The organism is Stutzerimonas chloritidismutans (assembly GCF_038562055.1).
GTDB classification, from domain to species: domain Bacteria; phylum Pseudomonadota; class Gammaproteobacteria; order Pseudomonadales; family Pseudomonadaceae; genus Stutzerimonas; species Stutzerimonas chloritidismutans_A.
On record NZ_JBCFXD010000003.1, the window covers coordinates 92935 to 108633 of the forward strand.

At 61.0% G+C, this 15699-nt stretch carries 13 protein-coding genes; 2 read left to right on the top strand and 11 right to left on the bottom strand.

Annotated elements, in window-relative coordinates:
* Positions 1 to 158 precede the first annotated feature (158 nt).
* From pepN to AAGW23_RS07040, 6 genes are all read right to left on the bottom strand, one after another.
* Complete coding sequence (gene pepN, locus AAGW23_RS07015; RefSeq protein ID WP_342405729.1) at positions 159 to 2816, bottom strand: aminopeptidase N; 2658 nt, start codon at positions 2814 to 2816, stop codon at positions 159 to 161.
* 238 nt (positions 2817 to 3054) lie between these two features.
* Complete coding sequence (locus AAGW23_RS07020; RefSeq protein ID WP_342405730.1) at positions 3055 to 3888, bottom strand: DUF2797 domain-containing protein; 834 nt, start codon at positions 3886 to 3888, stop codon at positions 3055 to 3057.
* Positions 3888 to 4163, bottom strand: coding sequence for a YeaC family protein (locus tag AAGW23_RS07025; protein ID WP_342405732.1), 276 nt, complete (start codon positions 4161 to 4163; stop codon positions 3888 to 3890). The genes AAGW23_RS07020 and AAGW23_RS07025 overlap by 1 nt, the downstream gene beginning before the upstream one ends.
* Before the next feature lie 79 nt (positions 4164 to 4242).
* Entirely contained in the window at positions 4243 to 5109 is an 867-nt protein-coding gene (locus AAGW23_RS07030) for a rhomboid family intramembrane serine protease (RefSeq protein ID WP_342405733.1), read from the bottom strand.
* Positions 5110 to 6069, bottom strand: coding sequence for a metallophosphoesterase (locus AAGW23_RS07035; protein ID WP_342405734.1), 960 nt, complete (start codon positions 6067 to 6069; stop codon positions 5110 to 5112).
* On the bottom strand, positions 6069 to 6956 hold the full coding sequence (locus AAGW23_RS07040; protein ID WP_045426155.1) for an NAD(+) kinase: 888 nt from the start codon (positions 6954 to 6956) through the stop codon (positions 6069 to 6071). Before AAGW23_RS07040 ends, AAGW23_RS07035 begins: the two co-directional genes overlap by 1 nt.
* A 212-nt stretch (positions 6957 to 7168) precedes the next feature.
* Between AAGW23_RS07040 and AAGW23_RS07045 the strand changes: the two genes are divergently transcribed.
* Positions 7169 to 8101: a DUF1853 family protein gene (locus tag AAGW23_RS07045; RefSeq protein ID WP_342405735.1), complete on the top strand. Its 933-nt coding sequence runs from the start codon at positions 7169 to 7171 to the stop codon at positions 8099 to 8101.
* Positions 8102 to 8191: 90 nt separating this feature from the next.
* Complete coding sequence (gene chrA, locus AAGW23_RS07050) at positions 8192 to 9409, top strand: chromate efflux transporter (protein ID WP_342405737.1); 1218 nt, start codon at positions 8192 to 8194, stop codon at positions 9407 to 9409.
* 12 nt (positions 9410 to 9421) lie between these two features.
* On the opposite strand, the gene AAGW23_RS07055 is transcribed toward chrA, so the two are convergent.
* The 5 genes from AAGW23_RS07055 to AAGW23_RS07075 form a co-directional block, all read right to left on the bottom strand.
* A complete protein-coding gene (locus tag AAGW23_RS07055) occupies positions 9422 to 10525 on the bottom strand; it encodes a cyclic nucleotide-binding domain-containing protein (protein ID WP_342405738.1) in 1104 nt (367 codons plus the stop codon).
* Positions 10526 to 10549: 24 nt separating this feature from the next.
* Positions 10550 to 11488 (bottom strand): 1-aminocyclopropane-1-carboxylate deaminase/D-cysteine desulfhydrase, encoded by a 939-nt coding sequence (locus AAGW23_RS07060; protein ID WP_342405739.1) that lies wholly within the window; start codon positions 11486 to 11488, stop codon positions 10550 to 10552.
* 19 nt (positions 11489 to 11507) lie between these two features.
* A complete protein-coding gene (locus tag AAGW23_RS07065) occupies positions 11508 to 12869 on the bottom strand; it encodes a chromosome partitioning protein ParA (RefSeq protein ID WP_342405740.1) in 1362 nt (453 codons plus the stop codon).
* Between the two features lie 189 nt (positions 12870 to 13058).
* Positions 13059 to 13499, bottom strand: a complete 441-nt coding sequence (locus AAGW23_RS07070) for a nuclear transport factor 2 family protein (RefSeq protein ID WP_342405742.1) — start codon at positions 13497 to 13499, stop codon at positions 13059 to 13061.
* A 64-nt stretch (positions 13500 to 13563) separates the two neighbouring features.
* Positions 13564 to 15594, bottom strand: coding sequence for an NADPH-dependent 2,4-dienoyl-CoA reductase (locus AAGW23_RS07075; protein WP_342405744.1), 2031 nt, complete (start codon positions 15592 to 15594; stop codon positions 13564 to 13566).
* Between the last annotated feature and the right edge of the window lie 105 nt (positions 15595 to 15699).

The window sequence follows — 15699 nt, forward strand, 5'->3', positions numbered from 1 at the left end:
TGCGTGATAGGTATGCCTTATGGCACGGCGCTTGGCGCTCTTCTCCTCCGGCACTGGAGGGGGATGCCTGATCGCGACCGGCTAGCACTTATGAAAACGAAAAATCCCGCGGCAAGCGCGGGATTTTCGACAGTCATTACCTCCAATCGCAACTCTGATCAGGCAAGGCTCTTGCTCACCACCTCGTAGACATCACTCGACAACTCCCCGGACGCCAGGATGCGCTCCAACTCTGATTTCATCAGGCCCTGACGACCAGCATCGTACTTGCGCCAGCGGGTCAGAGGCGCCAGCAGCCGTGATGCGATCTGCGGATTGAGCTTGTTGAGTACGATGACCTGGTCAGCGAGGAAGCGGTAACCCGCACCATCGCCCCGGTGGAAATTGACCAAATTCTGATTGGCGAAGGCGCCGATCAGTGCACGCACCTTGTTCGGGTTCTTCAGCGTAAACGCCGGATGCTGCATCAGCTGCTGGACGCGCTCCAAGCCACCCGGTTGCGTATTGCCGGCCTGGACGCTGAACCACTGATCCATGACCAGCGGGTTGTCCTTGAAGTGCTCGGCAAAGGCTTCCAGTGCCTTGGCGCGCTCGGCCTCGAAGTCCGAATTGACCAATACCGCCAACGCCGTCAGGCGCTCGGTCATGTTATCGGCCTGCTCGAACTGGTCCACGCACGCGGCCACCACGTCCGGCTTGCTGCTCAGCATCAGGTACGACAGCGCGATGTTCTGCAAGGCACGCCGGGCGAAGTGAGTGGCCTCGGCAACATAGGGCGTCTGACGCGACACCTCGCGATTGGCCTGATAGCGCTTCCAGAGCAGATCGAACAGCGCGCTCGTAATGCCCTGGCGGGCGAAATCTCGTGCTGCGTGAATGGCATCGACGTCAGCCACCTCACTGATTTCGGTGAGGTAGGCCTCACTCGGCAGTGACAGCATTTCGGCCACCATGGCCTGATCGAGACTCTCGTCCTCCAGCTGGCTGCGCAGCGCAGCAACGAGCCGTTGATCCAGCTGCAACGCTTCGCCGCGCTGGTGTTGACCGATCATCTCCTGCAGCACCTGAACCGACAGCTGCTGGCCCGCTTCCCAGCGGTTGAAGCCATCGGAATCATGCTGCATCAGGAACATCAGCTGATCGCGGCTGTAGGGGAAGTCGAGCTTCACCGGCGCGGAGAAACCGCGCAGCAGCGACGGCAGTGGCTGCTCTGGCACGTCGACGAAGGTGAAGGTTTGCTCAGGCTGGTCAACTGCCAGCACGCGGGTGGTGCCAACTGCAGCGTCTTCGCCTTGCAGGCTTAGCGGAATTTCGTTGCCCTGCCCATCCAGCAGGCCCAGCGAGACCGGGATCACGAAGGCCAGCTTCTCGCTCTGCCCGGGTGTCGGCGGGCAGCTCTGGCGGAACGTCAGGCTATAGGTATTTGCAGCAGCGTCATAGTGCTCGCTGACAGCCAGACGCGGCGTGCCGGCCTGGCTGTACCAGCGCTTGAATTGGGTCAGGTCGGCGCCGTTGGCGTCTTCCATGGCTTTGACGAAATCGTCGACGGTGACCGCTTGGCCATCATGCCGCTCGAAGTAGAGGTCGCTGCCTTTGCGGAAGCCCTCCTCGCCCAGCAGCGTCTGTATCATGCGAACCACTTCGGCGCCCTTCTCGTAAACGGTCAGGGTGTAGAAGTTGGAGATTTCGATGAAGGATTCCGGACGCACCGAATGCGCCATCGGGCCGGCGTCTTCTGCAAATTGATGAGTGCGCAGGTAGGACACGTCCTCCACACGCTTGACGGTCGGCGAGTTCATGTCCGCGGAGAACTGCGAGTCGCGGAATACTGTGAAGCCTTCCTTCAGCGACAGCTGAAACCAGTCGCGGCAGGTCACGCGGTTGCCGGACCAGTTGTGGAAATACTCGTGAGCGACGATGGCCTCGACGCGCTGATGGGCAGCGTCGGTGGCCGTTTCGGCGCGCGCCAGCACCGCGCTGGAATTGAAGATGTTAAGCCCCTTGTTCTCCATGGCGCCCATGTTGAAGTCGTTGACCGCGACGATCATGAAGATGTCCAGGTCGTATTCACGGCCGTAGGCTTCTTCGTCCCACTTCATGGACTTCTTCAGGCTGTCCATGGCGTGCTGGCACTTGTCGATGTTCTCCGGCTCGACGTAAATGCGCAGCGCCACGTTGCGCCCAGTCATGGTGGTGAAGCTGTCCTCAACGCACCAGAGGTCGCCCGCCACCAGGGCGAACAGATAGGCCGGCTTCTTGAACGGATCTTCCCAAGTTGCCCAATGTCGGCCGTCGTCTTCATCGCCGCTGGCCAGCGGGTTGCCGTTAGACAGCAGGATCGGATAGGCCTGCTTCTCGGCGCTGACCGTCGTGGTGAAGGTGCTCATCACATCCGGGCGGTCTAGGTAATAGGTGATCTTGCGGAAGCCCTCGGCCTCACATTGGGTGCAGAACATGCTGCCGGATTTATAGAGGCCCTCCAGCGCCGTGTTGCTTTCAGGGTGAATCACCACGGTGCTGTCGAGGGTAAAGTTCGCCGCATCGGGTTGTAGCGTCAGGCTTTCTTCGCCGATTTCATAATCACCCAGGCCGAGCTGACGGTCGTTGATTGACAGCGAGAGCAGCTCGAGATCCTGGCCATCCAGCCGCAGAGGCGGCAGGCCGGCACCGGCCTCCGGGTTGCGCCGCATGACCAACTGCGCATGGACCACGGTGCGGTCCTCGAACAGCTCGAAGGTCAGGTGGGTTTCATCGATCAGGTAATCCGGCACCTGATAATCCTTGAGATGAATGACTTTCGGTTGTTCGGTGCGCATCGGCTGGGCCTCTTCGAGGCAGCTAAAAGCGGCGAGCTTGAAGCTGCAAGTGAATAGCATTCGTTGGATGGATCGTCATGCATGATCCAACAAGTAGATGCATGATCGATCCGTAGGGTGGAGGTCGCTTTCTACATCCACCAATAATCTGCCGCTGTGTTCATTCGGGTGGATCGCCACCCGGTGGATCGCCACCCGGTGGATCGCCACCCGGTGGATCGGTGAAGCGTGATCCACCCTACGCCGCGCTGCTTGCAGCTACCTGATACGACGTGAACTTTCGAACGTTGATAACGCCGGTATCGAGAATCAGATATTGACCCTTGATGCCCCGCAGGGTGCCTTCGACCACCGGCGTCTTTTCCAGATCCAGACTGACGATCTTGGTGGGGTAGGCCTCAACGGGGTAGCGGATCTCCAGCACCTGGGCATCGGCCACTGGCTGGATCGCTTGTAGCCCGTAGCGCTGCTGCAGCTCCCGCAGCCCTTCGGCGCAGGCATCGAAGATCTGTTCACGGATCTCGATCAGATCGATGGGTTCAGCATCGCCCTTGAGCAGCGCGCGCCAGTTGGTGCGGTCAGCCACCTGACTGCGCAACAGGTCTTCGACCATACCCGACTGCTGGCGAGTCGCGACGCGCATGATCGGCAGCGCCTGGCTGGCGCCCTGATCGAGCCAGCGCGTCGGCAATTGTGTAGCCCGTGTGATGCCGACCTTGATGCCCGACGAGTTGGCGAGATACACCACGTGGTCGGTCATGCAGAAGTCCATGCCCCACTGCGGATCGCGGCAGGTGCCGAAGTCGTGGTGGCATTTTTCCGGGCTCATGATGCAGATGTCGCACTGCGGCAGTTTCTTGAAACAGGGATAGCAGTAGCCCTGACTGAAGCTCTTGTTGGTCTTGCGACCACAGTGGCTGCAATGGATGGCGCCCAGGTATTCCAGCCGAATCGTCTTGCCGATCAGTGGATTGACCGGAACAAGCGTGTCGTTCAGGCGGAAGGAATACTGGGCCTGATCACCCAACTGAATCGACATCTTGCTCAGCGCGCCGCGTCCCAGCTCGAGCATCAGTGCCGGGTCCCGGAAGCGGGTGCAAACAGGCTGGTATCGATAGGCGCCTTGTTCTTGTTCTTGGAGGCGCATTCCTGGCCACCCATGTAACCGGTGCGTTCCTCTTCCGGCAGATTCTTCATCTCCCAGGCAATCATTGCGCCGAGGCAGGTTTCTTTTTGCTCGGGCGTCAACTTGCGGCCGTCGCTCCACTTGCCCAGCTCGACGGCGGTCTTCAGGTTTTCGTAGATTTCAGGGGTGATGTTTTCGATGGCTTCGATAAAGGACGACATGACCGGCTCCCAGGGAAACGAGGGCGCATTCTACCGAGCGGCGCGGTTTTAGGGAAAACCGATCAGCCGTTGTGCTGCACTAGACCGCGGCCCTGCGGCGCGACAGCAGCCCCCCTAGAATGCCCGTCAAACAGCCAGCAACCAGACCGCCAACATGCGCCGCGTTGGCGATCGCCAAGGCACCGAAGCTGACCACTTCGATCACGCCCGTCAGGCAGATCACCAGCCAGACCAGCATCAGCACCACAACGCCCGGGGGCAACCGGTAGGCCTCGTCGGGCGACAGTTTCTGGAACAGCCAGCAATGCCCTAGCAGTCCGTACAAGACACCGGATAGGCCCCCAAATAGGCCCGGGCCACCGTAGGTGTATTGCGCCACATTGGACACGACACCGAAAACCAGCGTCAGGCCAAGCAAAATTAGCGCGCCTTGTCGATATTCGATACGCCGTCCAAGCTCCCAGTACCACATGGAGTTCATGGCCAAGTGCAGGAAGCCGAAATGTACGAAGATGGGCGTCACCAGTCGCCACCACTCCCCGGTGGCCAGCGTCTGCTCGAGGGTCGCAAAGTAGGCGTACTCACCGTCGATGCGGAAGTCACCGAAGCTGAACCAGCGGATGGTCTCGAAGTTTTCACCCAGCATGGTGATCGCGGCGGCAATCATCGTCAGTAGCAACACGGCTGCTGTCAGCGGGCTGTGACGAAGGCTGGCGACAAAACCGCCGCCCCGGCGTGCCGGTTGTTCGGCCACCACCGCGCCATCGCCCTGGGGATAGCGCTGATACAGCTCTCGAACCTGTTCCGCGGTTGCCGCCGGCACCCGCAGCACCTGCTCGCCGGACTCTTCAGAGACCCGGCAAGGGACCTGCAGGCGACGCAACAAGGCGATAAATCCGCTCAGGTCTTCTGACAATGGCAGGCGCAGCGCCTCAACGATGTTCATCTATCGCTCCACGTCTACCCAGACGAACTTCGCCGGGTCGAGTCTGGTTTCCTCATCGAGCCGGTAGGCGACGAGCTTGCCGTATTTCACCGCGCTGTAATCAAGACAGGCGAGGTTGGGCCGGATCGGCGCCGGCGTTCCGCTGCGCCAGTAATGCCCAACAAACAACAGCGGGTCATCGGGGCCATAGAGAAACAGCTGGCTCTTCTGGCTTTCGCTGAGCGGCATCCGCGCAGCTTTCTCCGGCAGCCCGTCGGGCTGAAAGACGATATCGCCGTAGGTCTGGGGGTTCTCTTCCCAGAATTTCGTCCGGAAAAAACTGCGAGTGAAGCCTTCAGCACTGGTCAAGGTCAGGCCTTCCGGCAGTGGCATGTCGGTGCCGCGCAGGAGCCGGTCCAGCGCCTTGGCAGCGAAGCCTTGGTTGAACGCGGCGTCACGCAGAAAATCCAGATCGACGCGCCCCTGGCTCAACCGCTGTCGCAGCTGACTGATCACGGCGTTGTCCCAGCACGCATGCACGACGCGAAAACGTTCGCTTTCGAGGTACAGCGGCAATGTCATGAACCATTCGCGGAAGGCGCGCCACTCTTCCGAATATTGCTCGAACTGCTGGAAAGTATGCTGCAACAGCATGGCGTAACGCGGCGTGTGCTCACGAACGAAGGTCTTGCCGCTCTCGGGCGGCGCCGGGGTATACCAGCCCAGCGCGTTGAATTCGTGATTGCCCATGATGCAATGGGCCTGCCCCGCTTCGACCATTGCATGGACCACATGCAGTGCCTCGCGAATTCGAGGGCCGCGATCGATGATGTCGCCAAGAAAGATCACTTGCCTGCGTGGATGTCGCCACACATCCCCGTGCTGGCGATAGCCCAGCTGCTCGAGCAGGCGGGTCAAGGTGTGGGCACAACCATGCACGTCCCCGATCAGATCGTAGCTGCGCTCCGGGTCGACAAACACTATTCCCCTCCACCGAGTCGGCTGCCCCAGCCAAGTTTGGTGCGGCAGACCTCGTAATAGTTGTGGTCAAGCGGGTGGATCAGGTGAAGCTTCTGCGGTTTCTTGCGCACCGTGACGGTATCGCCTGGCGCACAGGTGAAATGGTTCTGGCCATCACAGGAGACCTGCGGATAGATCTGCATGTTCGGTGAAACGACGATTTTCAGTTCGCTGTTGCCGTCCACCACGATCGGCCGGCTGGACAAGGTGTGCGGGTACATCGGAACAACCACGATCGCATCCAGGCGTGGGTGCATGATCGGCCCGCCGGCGGACAGCGCATAGGCCGTAGAACCTGTGGGAGTGGCAATGATCAGCCCGTCGGCCTTCTGACTGCAGACGAACTGGCCATCGATGTACAGCTCGAACTCGATCATCCGGGTCGACTTGCCGGGATGCAGCACCACGTCGTTGAGCGCGTCGCCTTCACCGATGGACTCTTCGAAGCGCCGCACCTGAGCTTCGAGCAGGAAGCGATTCTCCAGCGTGTATTGCCCACTGAGCACCTCGGCGACCTTCTCTTCCAGCTCATCAGGGCGAATATCGGTGAGAAAGCCAAGGCTGCCTCGGTTGATTCCCAGCACCGGGACCCGATGTTTGGCCAGCGCCCGCGCCGCGCCCAGCAGGCTGCCGTCGCCGCCGACCACAATCACCAGATCGCAGGAATCGCCGAGACGCTGCCGCGACGAGGTCTGCATGCCATGGCCAGGCAGCACCTCGGCAATGTTTTCTTCGAGAATCACGTGCAGGTGGCGCTCCACGAGGAATCTCTTCAACCGGCGAATGGTATCCAGCACCTGGGAACTGCCCAGGCGGCCGATGATGCCGATATTGCGGAACTGATCCATTGAAGCTCCCTGTAGGCGAGACGGGTGACAAGCAATTGCGCGACAGAAGAAACACCGACCGGCCGAAGCTTAACAGGCACTGATTTGGTGTCGCGCACGCGCGTTCAAGTTCAACACCCTGTGATGATCTGGATTCCCAGTCACGATGCAGCCGGCGAATTATGGGCGAAAGCTGGAAGTGGCAGCAAACCAACCTCGGCTATGCTGCTTGCATGAATCTTCCTTGTCTTGGTGATCTGCTTCCTAGCCTGCAGCACCCCGCCGTGCGAGATCTCGCGTGGGCGCTGCTTTCGCCACCATTGCTGAGCGAAGCCCCGGCACCGCAGCGGCACCCGCTCACGGCCAGCCGCTGGGCTGAGCAGCCCGATGAACTGACGGATTGGCTGCGCCTGCTTGACACGCAGCCGGGCGTTCTTGAGGCCTGGCTTGCACAGTGCAATGTTCGACGGCTGGGCCTTTATTACGAGCGGCTCTGGCAATTTGCGTTGTGCCAGGCGCCGGGTATCGATCTGCTGGTGGCGAACCTGCCGATCCGTCAAGGCGGCCAAACCCTAGGCGAACTGGACCTGCTCCTACGCGACCAGGAAGGCGTCCATCACTTGGAACTGGCCGTCAAGTTCTACCTTGGACTGGAAGGCGACAGCGCACGGCACGATCGCTGGCTGGGTCCCGGCAGCCACGACCGGCTCGATATCAAGCTGCGGCGACTTTGCGATCATCAACTACGGCTACCGTCGGAGCCCGCCGCGCAGCTGTTGCTCAGCGAGCTGACCAGTGCCCAGATCAGCAGCGCCCTGTGGCTGGGCGGCTACTTATTCCTGCCAGTGGCAAACGCGTGCTCTGCACCTGTTGGCGCCGACCCGAGGCACTTGGGCGGGCGCTGGCTGCGTCACCACGACTGGCCGAGCTTCGCTGGACATGACGACCGCGCCACCTGGCAACCGCTACCCCGACATGCTTGGCTGGCACCTGCGCAGATGCCGCCGGATGCCGTCTGGAGGCGGCCCAATTTCGATCGTTGGCTTAGCGAAGTTGAAGGTCAGCGCCAGGCGAAAATGCTGGTGCGCCTGGAGGCCCAGTCAAACGGACACTGGCTCGAACAGGAGCGTCTGTTCTTGGTTCCCCGCGCCTGGCCGGCCCACTGAGTCGCAGCTGACGTGAAAACGTCATCCGCATCCTGCAGACTCGAGCGGCGACAGCAGCGCCACCTCATTTCACCGCAAGGGTCAGCCTTGATGAGCTCGCACCAGCTCCATTCAATCGCCCCGGAGCACTCGAATCCATGGGCAATTTTTCTGTTATTCCTGCGTCTAGGCCTGACCTCATTCGGCGGGCCAGTGGCGCACCTGGGCTATTTCCGTGAAGAATTCGTTCACCGCCGGCGCTGGCTCGACGAGCAAGGCTATGCGGATCTGGTAGCCCTCTGTCAGTTTCTCCCCGGCCCGGCGAGCAGCCAGGTCGGGATCGCCATAGGGTTACTGAGGGGTGGCTATCGCGGTTCGCTGGCGGCCTGGACGGGATTCACTCTGCCGTCAGCGATCGCGCTGGCATTGTTCGCTCTGGGCGTCGGCCGCTGGGGGGACAGTCTGCCAGACGGATTCCTCCATGGACTGAAGATCGTCGCGGTCGCGGTCGTGGCTCAGGCGGTATGGGGAATGGCGCGCAATCTGTGCACCGATGGCCCGCGTATCGCTATCGCCCTGCTGGCTGCATGCGCTGTTCTGCTGTTGGCCAGTGCCTGGGCGCAACTTGTCGTCATTGCCATCGCCGGTCTGACGGGACTGCTGTTGTTTCGTCCAGCTTCGGCGTCCGGCCAGACGCCCTCGCAGCCTCGCGTGGGGCGGACAGCCGGCGTATTGGCGTTGCTGCTGTTCTTTGCCTTGCTGCTGCTGCTTCCAGCCTTGGCTGCTGTCTCGACCAACCAGCTGGTGGCGATGGTCGACAGTTTCTACCGCGCCGGCGCCTTGGTCTTCGGGGGAGGCCATGTGGTGCTGCCGTTACTGCAAGCCGAAGTCGTGCCCAACGGCTGGGTCAGCAACGACACTTTTCTGGCCGGTTATGGCGCAGCCCAGGCAGTCCCAGGGCCGCTATTCACCTTCTCTGCTTTTCTCGGGGCCTCAATCGGCGGCGGCGGCAGTCTGATCAACGCCGCGATGTGCCTGATTGCCGTGTTCACCCCGTCGTTTCTACTGGTATTTGGCGCTATGCCTTTTTGGGATCGGCTGCGCGCCAATCGACGGATGCAGGCTGCACTGGGCGGTGTGAATGCAGCGGTGGTCGGGCTGTTACTTGCTGCGCTGTACGATCCGGTGTGGACCAGCGCCATTTTTGGCCCGGGAGACATTGTCTTGGCAGCGACCGCTCTGGCAGCCCTGATGATGTGGAAGTTGCCGCCCTGGCTGGTGGTGATGGTGGGCGGCATCGGCGGCTGGCTACTTGTCATGCTGAGGTAGGATCACATCGACTTAGCCGCTGAGTTCGGTGCGCCCGCCGGAACGTGCGAGGTAACCGTTACCCTGCTCACAGAGCAACGTCGCGTAATCCTCCGCTGACAGCCCGTCGAGGCCACCCCGCAGCGGATAAGCGCTGAAACCCAACTGCGTCAGCAGAAACACCGCGCTGGCGCTGCGTTTGCCGCTGTCGCAGTAGCACAGGTACAACCGATCCTGCTTCAGCAATCGCGTCTTCAGCCGCAAAAGGTGCAGAGGCATCGTCAGCGCTTGCTGGGCATGCCCCTGTTCGTACTCTTCCAGCAGCCGCACATCCAGCCATTGAGCACCCTGTTCAATCAGCGCGTTGGCCTCCTCAAGACTGAGCTCGTCAACAACCGGCGCTTTCAATAGCGCAACGAAGTTCTCGCGTCCCAGTTTCAGCACGCAGCCATCCTCGATCAGCGTAACGGTGGCGTTGCGCGGTGCGTCGGTCAGCAGCGCCTCTTCCCCAAAGCAGGCTCCGACGTCGAGCTCCGCCACTACCTGGCTGTCGCTGCCAAGGCCAGTCATGACTTCGGCGCGGCCGCTCTTCAGAAAGTAGCAACAGTCGCCGGCCTCACCTTCACGCAGCAGCACGTGGCCGGCCGGAAGGTCGATGGTTTCGAGTCTGGTAAGCATGTCGCGTATGTTTGCTGGGGGCACTTTGGCGAACAGCGGATTTTCAAGCAGCGCTTCGAGCCAGTCGGTCAGCTCACCTGCCGTTGCCAACTCCAACAGCAGATCGGCGTTGGCATGCTGCCATGTCACAAGGCGCTCGAGCTGCGCGCTATCGATGCACAGCACGCTGGCATCCTCCAGGGCGAAGACTCTGCTCAGCCGTACGCCGGACGTGAAAACATGGCGACTTTCGGACGAGCCTGCAACCAAGGAACGCTCGCCGTCCGGCGTCAGCAGCGACAGGGTGCCGCTTAGCAGAAAATAGCTCAGACCCGACCGTGTCTGCTCATCGAACAGCATGTCGCCTGGCGCGAGGGCACGTGGTACCAACTGATGACGAATTTCCTGCAGATACCGATACGGCAGCGTGTTGAGCGGAACCAGGCGGTGGAGCAGATCCGAAACTAGCGGCTTGTTCATCCATGAATTCCAAAGGGCGAGAGGTCAGCGCAGCAGCACCTCCAGTTGCGCGTCGGCAGCTCTCCTGCCCTGCAGACCACCGGTGTGCACGAAGATGAGCCGCGTACCAGCGGCAAAATAACCGCCCTGCACATTAAGGCGCAATGCCATCATCGCCTTGGCCGTGTAAACAGGCTCCAGCGGCACCCCCGATATCGCTTCGGTCTCCAGCAGGAACCGAGCCAGCAGCTCGTCAAATCGACCGAAGCCACCGCGGCAAGCATCGATCAGCTGATACCCGGAATCAGCAGCGCTGGCGTCTCGCAGCAATCGACTCACCGCGTCCGCTACACCATGCGAAGGCGGGCCTGCCAGGGCGCCATGGACCGTTCTCCTGCGCTGCTGCGCCTCACCAATAACCAACCCGGCCAAGGTGGTACCGGTACCCGCGGCAAGCCACCAGCCGTCGTAATCTGCCCAGCCGAGGTCGGCCAGGCGAGTTTGCACGTGATTGACCAACGGAGCGCAACCCAGCGCACCAGCAAGCCCGCCGCCACCTTCAGGCACGCTGTAGTAGTCGGGATACCGATCGCGCCAGGTATCGAAGAAACCCGCGCGGTGCCGGTCGCGATAACCGCCATAACCCAGCCAGTGCAACTGCATGCCGAAGCGCTGCAAATCTTCGACAGTCGCTGTTTGCTGCGGATGGCCGCGCAGCAGCCCAACGCTGCCCAGTCCGTAACGCTTGGCCGCCGCCGCCAGCGCATGCAAGTGATTGGAATGAGGGCCGCCAAGGCTGATCAGCCCCGACGCGCCGCTTGCCTGTGCCGCAGCGAGGTGGTGGACGAGCTTGAACCACTTGTTGCCAGACAGCTCGGGGTCGATCAGATCCAGGCGCAGCACGGCAACCTGAACATCGGCTGCGTGCAGCCAAGGCAAATCCAGCCGCTGCAGCGGTACCGAGGCCAGGCTGGGGATGGACATAGAAATGATAGGGACTCTGTCAGCTACCTGTGCGCAGGCGATCCTGAGACCGGTGCCTGGCGCAACAGTTGGACTCGCCGATCACGAAGCGTGCAGGCGAATCGACCTTGTCCAACGGCATATTGCAGCGTTCGCCCGTCGAGAGACTGGCTACACAGGTTGGTTGCTGATAATGCTGAACCCACTTGCCGTATTGCTCCTCGGATACACCGCATTTGGCGGCGGCATAGGCCAGCGGATTTTCTTGATAACGCGCCATGTCCTGCAGCGCGATGGTCAGGTGCCCGGCGCCTGGATGATAAGCCATGAATATCACGCCGAGCCCCGACAGCCGTTCGAGCATCCGGTCACCAGTCTGCTCGGTCAACACCCCAACCTGCTTCTGCAGCGCTTCGATCTCATCCTGCAGTTGCGCGTCCAGTTCGTTGCGATAAGCCAGCTCGACGTCCCGAATAGCGACCTGCTCCTTGTATTCGGCCACCGCTGCGGCGACTTGCACCTGCACCTCGGTGCTGAAACGCGCCCTTGCAGCGTCAGCCTCGTCGCGACTGTTCTGCTCAACCGCACGCAACTGCTGGCTCATCTCTTCACGGGTCTTCTGGAAGCCCTCGGCCTGCTCTGCGAGCTGAGCGCGAAGTCTCACTGTCTGCTGCTCCTGCTCAAGCAACTGGCCGCGCAATCGAGCCACTTCCTTCTGCAGCGTTGCCTGCTGTTGAGCGGCCAGCTCTCGTAATTTGACAAGGTCGGCCTCACGCAATTGCTCCAGGCTGGCAATGCGCAAACGCTGCTGCTTGATTAACTGAGCAGCCTTGAGTCGTTGTTCCTTTTCAAGCTGCTCGGCGCGGCGAGTGGCGACCTGCTTGGCCGCGTCAGGCGCGTACCAGGTATCTTCGGCCACCATTTGCAGGCGCTCGGCGGGCACGGTTTGCGATGCCTCCTCTTCAACCAACAGCCCCAACTGGTTGCGCTTGATACGATCACGCAACATCACGAAGTGATTCTTGCCAGGCGTCAAGTCAGGGTCCCACAAATGCATCTGGTGCCAGGACACCGGGCATTGGCTACGACAGGCCAGACGAATCGGCCCGGCGCCGAGGTCCGGCCCGCGCCCGGTGCGTTCGGCAAGGCTGCGCAGCGGAATATTCCAGCCGCTGTCGGCTGATCCGTCCTCGTCGAAATCGAGATAAAAGAAAACCGCTGCGCGAATCTGCAGTCGAGGGTTAATCAGCACATACGCGACCCGCATCTGCTGATCGGCAAATTCCCGCATGCTCACCACCCCATCGAGCATGGCCTCGAACTCGGGGTAGAGCATTTCCTTGCAGACGCCGCCATCATTGAAGAACAGTACGGCCTCGACCGTCTGCGGTTTGATCTGCATGCTCGGCTTCCTCAACAACTTGAAACGGCCCGCGGGAATCCGCGCTGCGGGTTCGTGGCGCCCCGCTAGCCCATGGTTGGCGCAAAGTGTAGGGGAAAAAGCGAAACCGGCAATGTGACTGGGTTGGCAGCGACTTCGGCGCCAGGAGCCGCTGTCGAAACACCACCGGTAAAGTGTGAACGGGTCGGACTAAGCCGGTCGGCCTTTCAATGCCGCGAGTTGAGGTGCCAGGCGCCGGCCCATCTCCTCACCGAGCGCCTGCAGCCCGCTCATCGGCCGAACCATCACCTCGAAATCGGTGATCAGCCCCGCTTCATCGAAGCGAATCATATCGATGCCCTTGAGTTGGCGGTCACCGACGCGCGCGCTGAACTCCAGCACGACATCTGCCCCATCGGCGCTAGCCAACTCGCGGTGATAGGCAAAGTCTTCGAACACCGTTACGACTGTATTCAGGATCAGATTGACCGCTGCCGCACTCTCGTAGGGCACGAAAGCCATCGGCGAGCGGAATACCGCCTGCGGATGCAAGAGCTCCGGTAGCCGGCTCAGATCTCCGGCTGCAATCATCTGATGCCACCGCGTCAAGGTTTCGCCAGCGGCCGGTTGTAGCGCAAGGGATGTACTCACATCGTCGCTCCTATACGAAAAAGTCCCGCCAAACAGGCTGTATGAGAAGCGGGACTTGTCTGGATCAGACATCGGCGGCTAGCCGCGAACCCTGGTTGATGGCGCGCTTGGCATCGAGTTCTGCGGCGACATCGGCCCCACCGATCAGGTGAACCTGCCGCCCGGCCGCCTCGAGCTCGGCCTGCAATTCACGCAACGGGTCCTGACCGGCGCAGACAATGACCGTATCAACCGGAAGCACCTGGGGCTCACCATCGCCCACACGGATATGCAGGCCTTGATCGTTGACCGCCAGGTATTCGACGGCACTGATCATCTGAACGTGCTTGTTCTTCAGGCCCGTGCGGTGAATCCAACCGGTTGTCTTGCCCAGGCCATTGCCGACCTTGGATTTCTTGCGCTGCAGGAGATAAACCTGTCGTGCCGGAGCGTGCGGCTCCGGCCGAACACCCGCCACTCCCCCCCTAGCTTCCAGCGCGAGATCGATACCCCATTCACGCCAGAACGCCTCTCTGTCGAGACTGGTCGAGAGGCCGTTGTGTGTGATGAATTCCGACACGTCGAAGCCGATCCCACCGGCCCCGATCACGGCCACATGTTGCCCAACGGGCTTGCGTTGCAGGATTGCGTCGATGTAGCTGATCACCATTGGATGATCAATGCCCGGGATATCCGGTGTGCGCGGCGCAATACCGGTTGCCAGGATGATTTCATCGAATCCGCCGGCCAGCAGGTCAGCCGCACTGACGCGGGTATTCAGACGGACGTCGACGCCAGTGCTCTGCAGCTTGCCTTTGAAGTAGCGCAGGGTTTCGAAGAACTCTTCCTTGCCCGGCACAAGTTTGGCGATATTGAACTGACCGCCAATCTCACTCGAGGAGTCGAACAGCGTCACCTGATGGCCACGCTCCGCCGCTACGGTAGCAGCCGCCAAGCCAGCCGGGCCGGCACCCACAACTGCAATCTTCTTGATCATGGTGGTGGGGATGTAATTGAGCTCGGTCTCATAGCATGCCCGTGGGTTGACCAAGCAGGTGGTCAGTTTGCCGCTGAAGGTATGGTCCAGGCAGGCCTGGTTACAGCCGATACAGGTGTTGATGGTGTCGCTGCGGTCCGCCGCCGCCTTGTTGACGAAATCCGGGTCGGCAAGAAACGGACGCGCCATGGACACCATGTCCGCATCACCCTCTGCCAGGACCTGCTCGGCGACTTCCGGCGTGTTGATGCGGTTGGTAGTAACCAGCGGAATGCCAACTTCACCGCGAAGTTTTGCCGTTACCTTGGTAAAGGCCGCGCGAGGCACCTTTGTGGCAATTGTCGGAATGCGGGCTTCGTGCCAGCCAATTCCCGTGTTGATCAAGGTGGCGCCGGCTTGTTCAATGGCCTTTGCCAGCATCACTACCTCGTCCCAAGTGCTGCCGCCTTCCATCAGATCGAGCATCGACAGGCGATAAATGATGATGAACTCGGGACCGACCGCTTCGCGTACGCGACGGACAATTTCAACCGGCAGACGCATACGGTTTTCGTAGCTGCCGCCCCAACGGTCGGTGCGGTGGTTGGTGTGAGCTACCAGGAACTGGTTAATGAAGTAGCCTTCCGATCCCATGATCTCAACGCCGTCATAGCCAGCCGTCTGAGCCAGACCTGCGCAGTTGACGAAGTCACGGATCTGCTTTTCGATGCCCTCTTCGTCCAGCTCGCGCGGCGTAAAGGGGTTGATCGGTGCCTGGATGGCGCTAGGTCCTACCAGCTGCGGACTGTAGGCATAACGCCCGGCGTGGAGGATCTGCATACAGATCTTGCCACCCGCCTCGTGCACTGCCTGGGTGACCACCTTATGCTCTTCCGCTTCCTCCGGGCTCGATAACTTGGCTGCTCCGGCGCGTACCGAACCTTCCTCGTTCGGCCCGACCCCACCGGTGACGATCAGGCCTACGCCTCCACGGGCCCGCTCGGCGAAGAAGGCGGCCATCCGCTCGAAACCGTTGGGCATCTCTTCCAGGCCGGTGTGCATCGAGCCCATCAGTGTTCGGTTACGCAACGTGGTAAAACCAAGGTCTAGCGGAGCCAGCAGATGCGGAAAAGCAGTCATGTTCGTTCCTCGATCAGGCGGCACAGCCAGTGCCAGAAATACTTCGGTCGGTCGCCACGCCTCTGCTGGGCGCAGTCGCAATGCCGTGAAGATAAACAGCACCTG

Bases quoted from the DNA above. Each gene is read 5' to 3' on its own strand.
- pepN (WP_342405729.1), bottom strand. From the start codon at position 2,816: ATGCGCACCGAACAACCGAAAGTCATTCATCTCAAGGATTATCAGGTG.
- AAGW23_RS07020 (WP_342405730.1), bottom strand. From the start codon at position 3,888: ATGCTCGAGCTGGGACGCGGCGCGCTGAGCAAGATGTCGATTCAGTTG.
- AAGW23_RS07040 (WP_045426155.1), bottom strand. From the start codon at position 6,956: ATGGATCAGTTCCGCAATATCGGCATCATCGGCCGCCTGGGCAGTTCC.
- AAGW23_RS07075 (WP_342405744.1), bottom strand. From the start codon at position 15,594: ATGACTGCTTTTCCGCATCTGCTGGCTCCGCTAGACCTTGGTTTTACC.
- AAGW23_RS07065 (WP_342405740.1), bottom strand. From the start codon at position 12,869: ATGCAGATCAAACCGCAGACGGTCGAGGCCGTACTGTTCTTCAATGAT.
- AAGW23_RS07025 (WP_342405732.1), bottom strand. From the start codon at position 4,163: ATGTCGTCCTTTATCGAAGCCATCGAAAACATCACCCCTGAAATCTAC.
- AAGW23_RS07030 (WP_342405733.1), bottom strand. From the start codon at position 5,109: ATGAACATCGTTGAGGCGCTGCGCCTGCCATTGTCAGAAGACCTGAGC.
- chrA (WP_342405737.1), top strand. From the start codon at position 8,192: ATGAGCTCGCACCAGCTCCATTCAATCGCCCCGGAGCACTCGAATCCA.
- AAGW23_RS07045 (WP_342405735.1), top strand. From the start codon at position 7,169: ATGAATCTTCCTTGTCTTGGTGATCTGCTTCCTAGCCTGCAGCACCCC.
- AAGW23_RS07055 (WP_342405738.1), bottom strand. From the start codon at position 10,525: ATGAACAAGCCGCTAGTTTCGGATCTGCTCCACCGCCTGGTTCCGCTC.
- AAGW23_RS07060 (WP_342405739.1), bottom strand. From the start codon at position 11,488: ATGTCCATCCCCAGCCTGGCCTCGGTACCGCTGCAGCGGCTGGATTTG.